Raw genomic sequence first — 12,803 nt, forward strand, 5'->3', positions numbered from 1 at the left:
TTCCTTATCTTACACCATGCACAAACTCATCAGCGCGGTCTTCTTGCTAGCCGCCGTTTCAACGATTGCACAAACGGGCGTTCATCTTTCCACAGTAGGTAAAGGCTGGGCCGCTAATTCCGTCAATACCGTTATTTTCCGGCATAATTCCCTCACCAGTTATAAAAATTCCCAATATATCGCGTATTACGATTCAGCTCAACGGCTGGTAGTTGGTAAAAGGACCATTGGTTCCAGCAAATGGACGGTGGTTACCACTCCCTACAACGGCAAAGCCTCCGATGCGCACAATACCATCAGCATTATGACTGACGGCGAAGGCTATCTGCATATTGCGTGGGACCATCACAACAATGCATTACGTTATATCCGGAGTGTAAGTCCGGGGGCATTGCAGTTTACTGATAAACTGTCCATGACCGGCAAAAAAGAAAACAGTGTTACTTACCCTGAGTTTTACCGGTTGCCCAATGGCAATCTGCTGTTCCTGTACCGCGATGGCGCCAGTGGCAATGGTAGTTTGATGCTGAACCATTATAACGTTAAAACAAAAGAATGGACGCAACTGCAGGACGGCTGGATAAATGGAGAGGGGCAACGCAGTCCCTATTGGCAATTGACCGTTGATAAAACAGGTACCATCCATATCTCCTGGGTATGGCGTGAATCCCCGGATGTGGCTTCCAATCATGATATGGGCTATGCCTGCTCAAAAGATGGCGGGCGTACCTGGGAAAAGAGCACGGGTGAAAAATATGTATTGCCTGTTACGGCTGCCACCGCAGAATATGCCTGCCGCATTTCACAGAAAAGTGAACTCATCAACTCCACCACCATGACCACCGATGAAGCGGGGCATCCATATATTGCCACCTATTGGCGCGATAGCAGCAGTACCATCCCGCAATATTGGCTGGTATATCATAATGGCCATCAATGGAACACGCAACAGATCTCCAATCGTACTACCCCGTTCTCTTTATCAGGCACCGGCACCCGGCGCATCCCCATATCCCGGCCACAATTATTGGTGTTGAATAAAAAAGGCATGGTGCAAGGCATCCTCATTTACCGTGATGCCGAGCAGGGCGATAAGGTAAGTATCTCCGTTTGCGACAACATAACCCAGGGGAAGTGGCAGGTTAAACACCTTACCACAACACCCGTTGGCTTATGGGAACCCAGTTATGATAAAGAGCTATGGCGGAAGGATAAAGTGCTGCATTTGTTTGTGGAGCGGGTTGAACAGGGCGATGCCGAAACCTCCAGGGCTATTGAGCCGCAGGACGTTCAGGTGTTGGAATGGAAACCCTGAACTATGAACCCTTCTTTCTGGACCACGGAAGAAACCGGCGACAATTAATGGCAAAGAATGACCAGGCTGCAATTAATAATGCTGCTATCATAACAGGAAAATAAATGATTGAGGAGAGTTGTTAGATGGTAACAACGAGACGTTGTCCGTTAGGTACTTCGAGGTCCCACAGGTCGGCAATGTTTTCCATTTTAACGGAAACGGTGTCTACATTGAGTTTGCCGGCTGCAGCCAGTTGAAAGGCGTTGGGTAATAGTTCTTTAAAGAACTGTTGTATCTGTTGTTTTGACCAGGCGCCTAAACCAGAGCCTGTTAGCTGAATATTGGTGCTGCGTAAATTGGCGGCTGAGAGCTGTATAATATCTCCCGCCATACTGCCTACAGATACAAATCTTATTTTATTGGTAAAAGAGCCATTGCCTTTTAAGCAGTCGAGGATCAGTTCTGCAGGTTGGCCCCACAGGTAATCAATGACAATATCAATGGGTGTTTGATCATGAATAGCCATAAGCTGGCTTTTAAACCCATCATCATCGGGAACTATAGAAATGATCTCATCAGCGCCCATTGATAGCAGATCATTCAGGGATGACTGGTTTCTGCCGGTGGCGATCACTTTTTCAGCGCCATAGTGTTTGGCCAACTGCACGGCTACCCGACCGGTAAAACCAGTGGCGCCATTAATGAGAACTACATCACCCGGTTGAATGTCTGCTTTAAACAGCAATGCCATGGCGGCGCCAGCAACAGCATTGGGAAGGGCTGCTGCCACCAGATCGTTTACTCCATCAGGTATGGGGACCATCATGTTGCTATCAATGATGGCTTTTTCGGCCATCATACCACTTACAGCCATCCCATAAACCCGGGTTCCATCAGGCAGCAGACAAGCACCATCACCGCCAATAACGCGGCTATTTTCTTTAGACGCATCACTTGAATAATGTTTACCGTTGGCCTTGCTTTTATCGAGGTGTTTAATGGCGACGGCTTTTACGGTGACCGATACTTCTTTTCCGTTTTGAACGGTTGGGTCCGGTAACTCTACACATTGTGGCAATCCCTGATTGGGGTAAAGTATGACTGCTTTCATTTTGATTTGTTTTTGATATAACAAATTTAGCGCAGCGCGCAGGGGCTGAACGATAACATATGTTATCAAGTTTCAGAAATGGGATTTGCCTTTGGCCAGCTTGCTTTTTATTCGGCTTAGGTGTACAGTGCTTACACCCAGGTAAGAAGCAATATAATGCTGTGGTACCCGCTGAACGATCTGTGGTCTTTTCTTCAACAGGTTTTGGTAACGTTGTTCTGGAGTGTCGCGGATGAAAGAAACAAACTCATTCATATAATGGTTTTGCCGCTGGGCGCTGATTTGCAACACCATTTGTGTAAAGTAGGGTTCCTTGCTCAACTCGTCGATCAGTTGTAAAGCATATTTTTTTGGTAGCGTATAGAGGATAGAAGGTTCAATGGTTTCGATGGAGATAGGGCTGGGCACATTGTTAACAAAGCTTTCAAAAGAAGCCAGTCCTTCCTGTTCAAAAAAGAATTGCACGGTCTTATCGTTCCCATCCTTGTTTAAAAATGCCCGTAGGCAGCCTTTTTCAATAAATATATATTGCTGCGATCGCCTGCCTTCTTGTAGCAATAAGGTTTTGGCGGGCACTTCCTGCTTTTTTTGAAAAGGCAGGTACTTGTCCCAATAGGCATTTAATTGCGGGAATTTATTCTTGAAATGGAAAATCATAGTTGATAAAAAGGTAACCCATTCCTTTACACAATATTACACTTGCGTTAACAGATTGCAAAACCGGCATGCTCATTTTCCCGGTTTTCTTCGTATATTCGGATAGCACATTCACCCAATGACCAATAATTGCACATAAGCTACCTGTTGTTGTAAGCAAAGGTGGTTTATTATGGTGGAGGATAGCCATACTTAAATTAATTAACATTTGTATCTATACGAAAAGCTCCCCGTTCCATCGGGGAGCTTTTTTTATTGAATACTTCGATAATGCGGACAAATACAAAGACATCATCAAAAAACTATTATAACATGATCATTCTGGAAAACGACGTACAAAAAATAATTGTGGAAGATGCGGTGCAGGCATTTCCCAATGAATGTTGTGGTTTTGTGTTTGGCCATGAAGACAGTAATGGCCGTCGCCACATTACCCTGGCGCGTACAGTAACCAATGTAAAGGAAGGCGATCAACACCGCCGGTTCGAAATTGCGCCCCAGGATTATATCGATGCGGAAAAATATGCAGAAGAACAGCAGATCGAATTGCTGGGGATCTATCATTCACATCCCAACCATCCGGCAATTCCATCGGAGCATGACCGGGCGGCGGCGCAACCCTTCTTTTCATACCTCATTATTTCAGTGAATGAAAAAGAACCAGGGCCCATCAGGTCGTGGCGGTTGAATGATGATATGACATTTGAAGAGGAAAATAATCATTTGCTGGCTATGTAGGAAGGCAATAGGCCCTCCTTCGCTAAAGCTTCGGCGGGCGAGGCAATGGCCAGATCCGTTCATTTGTAAATATCTTTGTAGGAAATAACGACATTCGTGATCTGAGTTGACCACTCACCATTTCCGTTTCACGATTAATAAACCGAAGCACATCATGAGTAAAGAAGTGACATTTACCAAAGCAGAGTTAGAGAGATACAACCGCCATATCATCATCCCCGAATTCGGCCTGGCTGCACAACAGAAGTTGAAAGCCGCCAAAGTGCTGGTTGTTGGTTCCGGTGGGTTGGGAAGCCCTGTGTTGTTATACCTGGCTGCAGCCGGTGTAGGCACCATCGGTATTGTTGACTTTGATGTGGTAGATGACAGCAATCTGCAACGCCAGGTGTTGTTTGGTGTAAACGAAATAGGCAAGCCAAAAGTGGAAGCTGCCAAAGCAAGACTACAAGCTCTGAACCCGCATCTCGAATTTGTACTGTACAATACCCAGCTTACTTCGCAAAATGCACTGGACATTATAAAAGACTACGATGTAGTGGCTGATGGTACGGATAATTTTCCTACCAGGTACCTGGTGAACGATGCCTGTGTGATCCTGGATAAACCCAATGTGTATGCTTCTATTTTTCAGTTTGAAGGACAGGTGTCAGTCTTCAACTATCGCCATGCCAACGGGGAACCGGGCCCGAACTACCGCGACTTGTATCCAACCCCACCACCGCCGGGATTAGTACCCAGTTGTGCCGAAGGCGGCGTATTAGGTGTGCTGCCTGGTATCATTGGCAGCTTGCAGGCGCTGGAAGTGATCAAGGTGATCACCGGGGTAGGGGAGCCATTGGCGGGCCGCTTTTATATCTTTGATGCATTGAACTTCGAAAGTCGCACTTTTAATATCTCCCGTCGCGATGACAATCCTTTAAACGGAAAAAATCCTACCATTACGCAGCTGATCGATTATGAACAGTTCTGTGGTGTAAAAGCAGTAGAAAAACCAGTAAAGGAGTTAACGGCGGCAGCATTATATGAGCTACAGGTAAAGGGTACCCCGTTCCAACTCATAGATGTGCGCGAACCATATGAGTACGAGATTGTGAACATTGGCGCCGAATTGATACCCCTCGCTACTGTTGCTGCGCAGGCTGATAAATTCAACAAAGACATCCCGGTGATCGTACATTGCAAAATGGGTGGCCGCAGCGCCAAAGCCATCAGGGAGCTGGAAGAAAAGTTTGGGTTCACTAATCTGTACAATTTAAAGGGAGGAATACTGGCCTATATTGATGAAGTGAAACCGGAGTTGACGAAATACTAGTTGACCGGTTAACCAGTTGATCAGTTAACCAGGAAGGCAGTTCTTTAGTTTGTTAGTTCGTAAACTAACAAACTAAGACTGTGGATCCGCCTTCCGTTTCATTTTAGCCAAAAACTTTCTTCTGATCACGATCTCGGTAGCCGGGATATTCTCCATTTTGCTTTCAAGCCAGCTGATAATATCCAGGTAAGCAAACGCGCGGGTCTCGAACCGGTTGGCTTGTAATTGCTTTAACTGCTCCAGTAATTTGGCAAATTCAGGTTTCAGCTGCCGGGGCGACAAATGGAACGTACGGCGCAAAAAGCGAAAGATCTCTTCTTCCACCACACTAAGGTTCCCCATTTTGGCCATAAAGCGATAAACCGATTTGAACAGGTATTCCAGCAACTGAAAATTACCCAGCTCGTAATGGGCTATTAAATGCAACAGCCGGCTATAACATTGCAGATCGGTACGCAGGTCAACCTTCCAGTTTATGATCTTATTCAGATAATCGATGGCCTTTTCATAATGGCCGCTGCCAAAATACAATGAGGCGAATTTGTAATAGAAAACAAGTATGCGGTGGCGATCGAGATAGATCTCGTATTCCTGGAGCTTTTCTTCAATATATGGCACCAACTTCAACCCTTCTGTGAAGGTGCCCTCCATAAAATGCATGTTGATCTTGCTCACATGGAGGTATACAAAGGTCTGGATGCGGTTATTATGATTGGTGGTCACCAGATCGCTGTTGCAGAATACCTCGAATTTGTCAAGTGATTCCTTTAGCTTGGTATGGTTCTGCAGATCGAAGTGTGCGCCCATCAGGTTGTGCATGCCTTTGATATAGTGGGCCGTTTCCACCTCAATCATAAAGGGTTCTTTTTCAAACAATTCTACCCATTTTTGGGTGTTGCGGTAATACTGCAGAAAGTCCTGTCTTATAAAGGCGTACCAACAATAGCTCTGATACAGGTACAGGCGCTCGTAAAAGCCTTTGGCCTCATCGGCTCCTTTGGGAAAATGCTGCTCGAAGAACTGCTGCATCTCCTTTTCGTCGTTTTCGTCACGGGCATGGCCGTTTTTAATGTACCAGCTATAGAGCAACAGCGATAAATTACTCAGTTTGCTCACCATCACCAGGCGGCGGTTGGTTTCATCCACCTCACCTGTGAGTTGTTCGGCACGGTCGGTCATACTGCGGGTAATGTGCAACGCTTCGATCTTTTTCTCAAAGAAAAGTACCTGCAGCAAATAGGTGATCTGATTATTGTTGCGGGCCAATTCCTTCATGCGGTCGAGCATCTTGAGGCTTTGGAGGTATAGCCCTTTGTTGTACAGAATGCGGGCATGGTCCATCATCTCATGCAGTTGAATGTCGATGTTATTCTCATTCTTAATAAGGCGTAAACTGCTGAGGATCTGTTTATATAAATGGGCCTTTATATTCGATAACTGCTGCTTTTTTAAGTCCTTATACCTGCTAAGCAATAAATTTTCATCATAAGTCTCCATTTTATCAAGGGCATCAAAAAGCTGCACAATTTTCAGGTTCTCACTGGATGAATTACGTTGTACATACAGCTTGAAATTGCGCTTCTCTGATTTTTCCAGCGATTTTACCAGCTGGAACAAAGCATCTGTGGAACGGTTGGGCATCGTAATCAAAAATCGTTAAAGTCCTTGACCAACAAGGCTTTTGACCAGGTTGGCCCAATTTAAATAGTGTAAATTAAGGACAAATTTGGTTTTTGAAGTTAGTTAAACAGGAATAATTTCGGTTCAGCAGGTTGTTTTTCTCTTTATAGCAAGCAACACAAAATCGAACAGCCTGCTTTTTTTAAATAAAATCCTACTTTATAGAGTCACCTATGCCAAAGAATAAAGTCTATATTTTTGACACAACATTGCGCGACGGCGAGCAAGTGCCAGGCTGTAAACTTAATACCAAGGAGAAGATAGAGATTGCTTTGGCCCTGGAAGAGCTGGGTGTAGATATTATTGAAGCTGGTTTTCCCATTTCTTCACCTGGCGATTTCAAAAGCGTGAGTGAGATAGGAGCAGTGATCAAGAACGCAGTCATTTGTGGTTTAAGCCGTGCCGTGCAGAAAGACATAGAAGTGGCGGCTGAAGCTTTAAAAACAGCTAAAAGGCCAAGAATTCACACGGGTATCGGAACTTCCGATTTCCACATTAAATCGAAATTCAACTCAACACGTGAGGAGATCCTGGAACGCGCTAAACAAGCCGTTAAATGGGCCCGGAACTATACAAATGATGTTGAATTTTATGCCGAAGATGCCGGCCGTACAGAAAATGAATACCTGGCCCGCGTGGTAGAAGCAGTGATCGCTGCAGGCGCCACCACGGTAAATATTCCCGATACGACAGGTTATTGCCTGCCGCATCAATATGGCGAGAAGATCGCTTATCTGATCAACAATGTACCCAATATCGACAAAGCGGTTATAAGCTGCCATTGTCACAATGACCTGGGTCTGGCTACCGCCAATTCAATTGCCGGTGCTATGAACGGAGCCCGTCAGATAGAGTGTACCATAAATGGTTTGGGTGAAAGAGCAGGTAACACCTCACTGGAAGAAGTGGTAATGGTGATCCAGCAACACCAAACACTCGGTTTTTATACCGACATCAAAACGCAACAACTGAACCCACTGAGCAGGCTGGTTTCCGACACCATGCGGATGCCTGTTCAACCGAATAAAGCTATTGTAGGCGCTAATGCATTCTCTCATTCATCAGGTATTCACCAGGATGGATTTTTGAAAGATGCACAAACCTATGAGATCATTAACCCCGAACAAGTAGGGGCTGATGGAAGTAAAATTGTTTTAACAGCGCGCAGCGGCCGAAGCGCTTTAGCCCATCGTTTTCATAAGCTGGGTTTCATGTTCAACCGCAATGATATTGATGTGTTGTACGACCAGTTTTTGAAAGTAGCAGATAGAAAGAAAGAGGTAGAAGATGAGGATCTGAAGGTATTGGCAAATCAATACCAGGCCGCCACAGTGTAGTGAGCAGTATTTTCTCATAATCATGTAGTTTTTGTTACGCGTGGTGCGTCTGCACCACGCTTTTTCTCAAAACCAGCTCCCATTACAGATGGGAAACATGAAAATGGAAAAGAAAAACAATGAACAATTCAAGCAATAGCGACAAGGTTCCATGTGCTCGCCCAACTGGTGAAACCATACTCCATTATACGCTTACGCATTATCAACAATTACCAATAAGAGTTTTTGTATCGCGCCTGATGGTGCAACCATTGAATGAAAAAATAACCCCGACAGGATTACTTTTTCATTACAAACGGTATGCGCTGGTTAGGCAATAGGTGTATGAATGAATGCGGAGATTTGATAACCGTGTTTTGAAACACATTTTATGGAAAAGAATATTGTTGTTATAGAAGGTGATGGTATAGGTCCTGAAGTAACCCGACAGGCGGTAAAAGTATTGAATGCCATTGCCGACCAATTTGGTCACGAGTTCAACTACCAGTATTGCTTAATGGGTGCCGATGCCATTGATAAAACCGGCAACCCATTGCCCGACGAAACGATTGAGGCCTGCCTTAACAGTGATGGAATATTATTTGGCGCTATCGGCCATCCAAAATACGATAACGATCCTTCCGCCAAAGTACGCCCCGAGCAGGGCCTGCTAAAACTGCGGAAAAGCTTACAATTGTTTGCCAACATTCGACCAGTAACCACGTACTCTTCTCTTCAACACTTATCTCCTTTAAAAGCACAGCAATTAGAAGGAGTTGATTTTATAATCTTCAGAGAACTGACCGGCGGCATTTATTTTGGAGAAAAGGAATTAAGCGAAGATGGGAATCGTGCCGCTGACAATTGCGTATATACGCGTACAGAAATTGAACGGATCGCTCACCTGGCTTTTCAATATGCCAGACAGCGCCGTAAGAAACTAACGCTGGTAGATAAAGCCAATGTGCTCGAGACATCGAGATTATGGCGTAAAGTGGTACAGGAAATAGCGTCGCAATATGCAGAGGTGAAAGTTGATTTCCTGTTTGTTGATAACGCGGCTATGCAGATCATCCTGAACCCAAAACAGTTTGATGTAATTCTTACCGAGAATATGTTTGGCGATATCATCAGTGATGAAGCCAGTGTGATCAGCGGTTCTTTAGGTTTGTTGCCATCGGCTTCGATCGGCACCGGAGTGGCCCTGTTTGAACCTATCCATGGTTCTTATCCGCAGGCAGCCGGTAAAGACATCGCCAACCCGCTGGGATGTATTCTTTCTGCAGCCATGTTGCTCGACCATTTTGGACTGGCTAAGGAAGCAGAAGCTGTACGGCTTGGTGTAGAATGGACACTGGTGAATGGTTTTGTAACAAAAGATATTGATCCAATTAACTTTTATTTCACGTCAACCATTGGTGAACTGGTGAGTGACTTCGTCGCGAATCGTATTCCAGGTGGAGTGAATAAAGCTAATATAGAATTGAGGAAGTCGACAATCATTTAGTTTGTTAATAGCTAATGATTTGATGAGAAGAAGTAGGTAGTAAGAGGTAAGAAATTGGAAGAAGTATGACGAGGTCAGAAAATAGAAGGGGTGTTGAAATTTCGAGCGCAATCATACCTCGTGCTTCATTCGTCTTACTTAAGTAACTCAGGGCCGGAAAACAAAAATTTAGAAAAAAAGCTCTTTTTAATTCAAAACGGCGGGTGTATATTTGTTGCACACGAATTCCTCTATGCAAAAAAGCAGCTTTAATAACATCATCTCTGTGGTAACTGCAATAATAATTATTGTGGTGGTGGTGGTTATTCCTGCAACAAATGGAGGTGGTGCTTAACGTATACTAAAAATCAGCATAAAGACCCGCCTCCAACGAGGCGGGTTTTTTTTTGCTTTGCCTGCCGACTGTGTGCCGCCGAAGCCTTAGCGAAGGCCAAGGCTATGGCAGCCGAAGGGCGAAGGCGGGAGTATAGGCGAAGTGCCGGGCTTAAAATCAATAACCTTGTTCTAAAAATATAACTAATGGGCTACTATCACGATAATACGATCATCTATCTCAATGGCGCTTTTGTAAAAGCGGCGGAAGCTACTACTGACTATTACAGCCAGTCACTTCATTATGGTTATGCTGTATTTGAAGGGATCAGATCGTATCAAACAGCCGGTGGCGAAACAAAGATCTTTAAGGCAAAAGAACATTACGATCGTTTGAAAAACTCAGCCCTTGCATTGAATATGCCATACAGCTGGGATACCAATGAACTGATCGAAGCCACTTATGCAGTATTGGAAAAAAATAACCTGCAGAATGCCTACATACGGCCAGTTATATACGCTCCGGCCAATATGAGTTTCAATCCCAATAATGAATCATATATTATGATCGCTGCATGGGAAATGGGTTTGTTCCTGGGGGAGAAATTATTACGTGTAATGACCTCTTCCTTTCAACGCCCCAACCCCAAAGGCTTTCGCATAGAAGCCAAAGCCAGCGGCCATTATGTGAATTCCATTCTGGCCAGCCAGGAAGCTAAAGCAAAAGGTTTTGATGAAGCATTGCTGACCGATATGAATGGTTTTGTAGCAGAAGGGCCTGGCGCCAATGTGTTTTTTGAAAAGAATGGCAAACTGGTTACGCCGGCTACTGGAAATATTCTTCCTGGCATTACCAGGGCAACTGTAATGGAAATTTGTACAGAACTGAATATCCCGGTTGAAGAGCGTTTGTTCACTACCGATGAATTAAAGCAGGCCGATGCCGCTTTCTTTTGCGGTACTGCTGCAGAAGTGATCGGCTGGCAATCGTTAGATGAAGCGGTATTCCCAGCCAACTGGAACGATACCCTGAGTAGAAAAATTCAACTGGCATACAAAGAACGAGTAACGGCAGCCGCACTTGTTCGGGAGAAATAATAAGTAAATCCAATTTTAATAGTTTTTAGACAGGTACTATGGCAGAATTAAACAAATATTCAAAGACACTTACGCAGGATGAAACACAACCTGCCGCCCAGGCCATGTTATACGGCATTGGCTTAACCGATGAAGATCTGAAAAAAGCACAGGTAGGTATTGCCAGCATGGGATACGATGGCAACACCTGTAATATGCACCTGAACGACCTGGCTAAAATTGTAAAAGAAGGTGTTTGGGCGAATGACCTCGTAGGGTTGATCTTTAATACCATTGGCGTGAGTGATGGTATGTCGAACGGAACAGATGGTATGCGCTATTCATTAGTGAGCCGTGATGTTATTGCCGACTCCATTGAAGCTGTTTGTGGTGCACAATATTATGATTCAGTAATTACCATCCCTGGTTGCGATAAAAATATGCCGGGTTCATTGATAGCTATGGGCCGTTTGAACCGCCCTGGTATCATGGTATATGGTGGGACCATTGCCCCCGGTCATTATAAAGGACAGGACCTGAATATCGTTTCTTCCTTTGAAGCATTGGGACAAAAAATAGCAGGTCAGTTAAGTGATGCAGACTTCAAAGGCATTGTGATGAATTCCTGCCCCGGCGCCGGCGCCTGTGGCGGTATGTACACGGCCAATACCATGGCATCGGCTATTGAAGCACTGGGTATGAGCTTGCCCTATTCTTCTTCAAACCCTGCGCTCAGCGAAGAAAAAAGAAAAGAATGTTTTGATGCAGGTAAAGCCATCCGGTTGTTGATGGAAAAAGATATCAAGCCTAAGGATATCATGACCCGCAAAGCCTTCGAAAACGCCATCACCACCATTATGATCCTCGGTGGAAGTACCAACGCTGTACTGCACCTGATCGCCATCGCAAAGAGCGTAGACATTCCCCTCACACAAGACGATTTTCAAACTATCAGCAATAAGATCCCCATGCTGGCCGACTTTAAGCCCAGCGGAAAATATTTGATGCAGGACCTGCACGAGCATGGTGGTTTGCCTTCAGTGATGAAATACCTGTTACAGAAAGGATTGCTGCATGGCGATTGCCTGACCGTAACTGGTAAAACACTGGCAGAGAACCTGGCCGGTGTTCCAGACCTCGACTTCAACAAACAAAAGATCATTCTTCCCCTTGAAACACCCATAAAAGCTACCGGTCACTTACAAATTCTGTATGGTAACCTGGCCGAAAATGGTAGTGTAGCCAAGATCACCGGTAAAGAAGGGGAACGTTTTGAAGGACCCGCCCGTGTATTTGATGGTGAGTTTGAACTGATTGCCGGTATTCAAAATAAAAAAGTTCAACCCGGCGATGTGGTGGTGATCCGTTATGTTGGCCCCAAAGGCGGACCTGGTATGCCTGAAATGCTGAAGCCTACGGCTGCCCTGATTGGCGCTGGTTTAGGTAAAAGCGTGGCCCTGATCACCGATGGCCGTTTCAGCGGTGGTACACACGGTTTTGTGGTTGGACACATTACACCCGAAGCATTTGATGGCGGTGGTCTTGCCTATCTGAAAGATGGTGATATCATTGAGCTGGATGCAGTGAAGAACACCATCAATGCAAAGGTTGCTCCGGAAGAATGGGCAAAACGCAAGGCGGCCTGGAAACAGCCCCCATTAAAAGTTACAAAGGGTCTTCTCTATAAATATGCGAAGCAGGTAAAAGATGCTTCAGAAGGATGTGTAACTGATGAAGCGGAATAAACGATGCCGCTCCATCACATAAAAAATGAAATGGAATTAAACGACAATTGA

At 44.9% G+C, this 12,803-nt stretch carries 10 protein-coding genes; 7 read left to right on the forward strand and 3 right to left on the reverse strand.

Features of this window, described 5'->3' with window-relative positions:
• Positions 1 to 16: 16 nt before the first annotated feature.
• Positions 17 to 1,315 carry a BNR repeat-containing protein gene (locus J7I42_RS11330; RefSeq protein WP_209138892.1) on the forward strand — a complete coding sequence of 433 codons (1,299 nt, stop codon included), beginning with the start codon at positions 17 to 19 and terminating at the stop codon, positions 1,313 to 1,315.
• A 121-nt stretch (positions 1,316 to 1,436) separates the two neighbouring features.
• Here J7I42_RS11330 and J7I42_RS11335 read toward each other — a convergent pair whose 3' ends face one another.
• The gene (locus J7I42_RS11335; RefSeq protein WP_209138893.1) at positions 1,437 to 2,408 is read right to left on the reverse strand and encodes a quinone oxidoreductase family protein; all 972 of its coding nucleotides are present in this window, start codon (positions 2,406 to 2,408) and stop codon (positions 1,437 to 1,439) included.
• Positions 2,409 to 2,480: 72 nt separating this feature from the next.
• Positions 2,481 to 3,065: a Crp/Fnr family transcriptional regulator gene (locus tag J7I42_RS11340; RefSeq protein ID WP_209138894.1), complete on the reverse strand. Its 585-nt coding sequence runs from the start codon at positions 3,063 to 3,065 to the stop codon at positions 2,481 to 2,483.
• A gap of 312 nt (positions 3,066 to 3,377) precedes the next feature.
• Here J7I42_RS11340 and J7I42_RS11345 point away from each other — a divergent pair, with 312 nt between their 5' ends.
• A complete protein-coding gene (locus tag J7I42_RS11345; protein ID WP_209138895.1) occupies positions 3,378 to 3,803 on the forward strand; it encodes a Mov34/MPN/PAD-1 family protein in 426 nt (141 codons plus the stop codon).
• 154 nt (positions 3,804 to 3,957) lie between these two features.
• Entirely contained in the window at positions 3,958 to 5,115 is a 1,158-nt protein-coding gene (moeB, locus tag J7I42_RS11350; protein WP_209138896.1) for a molybdopterin-synthase adenylyltransferase MoeB, read from the forward strand.
• Positions 5,116 to 5,187: 72 nt separating this feature from the next.
• Here the strand turns inward: moeB and J7I42_RS11355 are convergent, their stop codons facing one another.
• Positions 5,188 to 6,756: a hypothetical protein gene (locus tag J7I42_RS11355; protein WP_209138897.1), complete on the reverse strand. Its 1,569-nt coding sequence runs from the start codon at positions 6,754 to 6,756 to the stop codon at positions 5,188 to 5,190.
• Positions 6,757 to 6,968: 212 nt separating this feature from the next.
• Between J7I42_RS11355 and J7I42_RS11360 the strand changes: the two genes are divergently transcribed.
• From J7I42_RS11360 to ilvD, 4 genes are all read left to right on the forward strand, one after another.
• Complete coding sequence (locus tag J7I42_RS11360; RefSeq protein WP_209138898.1) at positions 6,969 to 8,132, forward strand: 2-isopropylmalate synthase; 1,164 nt, start codon at positions 6,969 to 6,971, stop codon at positions 8,130 to 8,132.
• A gap of 370 nt (positions 8,133 to 8,502) precedes the next feature.
• A complete protein-coding gene (gene leuB, locus J7I42_RS11365) occupies positions 8,503 to 9,618 on the forward strand; it encodes a 3-isopropylmalate dehydrogenase (protein WP_209138899.1) in 1,116 nt (371 codons plus the stop codon).
• A gap of 519 nt (positions 9,619 to 10,137) precedes the next feature.
• The gene (locus tag J7I42_RS11370; RefSeq protein WP_209138900.1) at positions 10,138 to 11,028 is read left to right on the forward strand and encodes a branched-chain amino acid transaminase; all 891 of its coding nucleotides are present in this window, start codon (positions 10,138 to 10,140) and stop codon (positions 11,026 to 11,028) included.
• A 38-nt stretch (positions 11,029 to 11,066) separates the two neighbouring features.
• Positions 11,067 to 12,752 carry a dihydroxy-acid dehydratase gene (ilvD, locus tag J7I42_RS11375; protein ID WP_209138901.1) on the forward strand — a complete coding sequence of 562 codons (1,686 nt, stop codon included), beginning with the start codon at positions 11,067 to 11,069 and terminating at the stop codon, positions 12,750 to 12,752.
• Positions 12,753 to 12,803: the final 51 nt, after the last annotated feature.

Source organism: Niastella soli, assembly GCF_017742245.1.
In the GTDB taxonomy this organism is placed as follows: Bacteria; Bacteroidota; Bacteroidia; order Chitinophagales; family Chitinophagaceae; genus Niastella; species Niastella soli.

Coding starts and splice junctions, on each gene's coding strand:
- J7I42_RS11330 (WP_209138892.1), top strand. CDS start 17: ATGCACAAACTCATCAGCGCGGTCTTCTTGCTAGCCGCCGTTTCAACG.
- J7I42_RS11335 (WP_209138893.1), bottom strand. CDS start 2,408: ATGAAAGCAGTCATACTTTACCCCAATCAGGGATTGCCACAATGTGTA.
- J7I42_RS11340 (WP_209138894.1), bottom strand. CDS start 3,065: ATGATTTTCCATTTCAAGAATAAATTCCCGCAATTAAATGCCTATTGG.
- J7I42_RS11345 (WP_209138895.1), top strand. CDS start 3,378: ATGATCATTCTGGAAAACGACGTACAAAAAATAATTGTGGAAGATGCG.
- moeB (WP_209138896.1), top strand. CDS start 3,958: ATGAGTAAAGAAGTGACATTTACCAAAGCAGAGTTAGAGAGATACAAC.
- J7I42_RS11355 (WP_209138897.1), bottom strand. CDS start 6,756: ATGCCCAACCGTTCCACAGATGCTTTGTTCCAGCTGGTAAAATCGCTG.
- J7I42_RS11360 (WP_209138898.1), top strand. CDS start 6,969: ATGCCAAAGAATAAAGTCTATATTTTTGACACAACATTGCGCGACGGC.
- leuB (WP_209138899.1), top strand. CDS start 8,503: ATGGAAAAGAATATTGTTGTTATAGAAGGTGATGGTATAGGTCCTGAA.
- J7I42_RS11370 (WP_209138900.1), top strand. CDS start 10,138: ATGGGCTACTATCACGATAATACGATCATCTATCTCAATGGCGCTTTT.
- ilvD (WP_209138901.1), top strand. CDS start 11,067: ATGGCAGAATTAAACAAATATTCAAAGACACTTACGCAGGATGAAACA.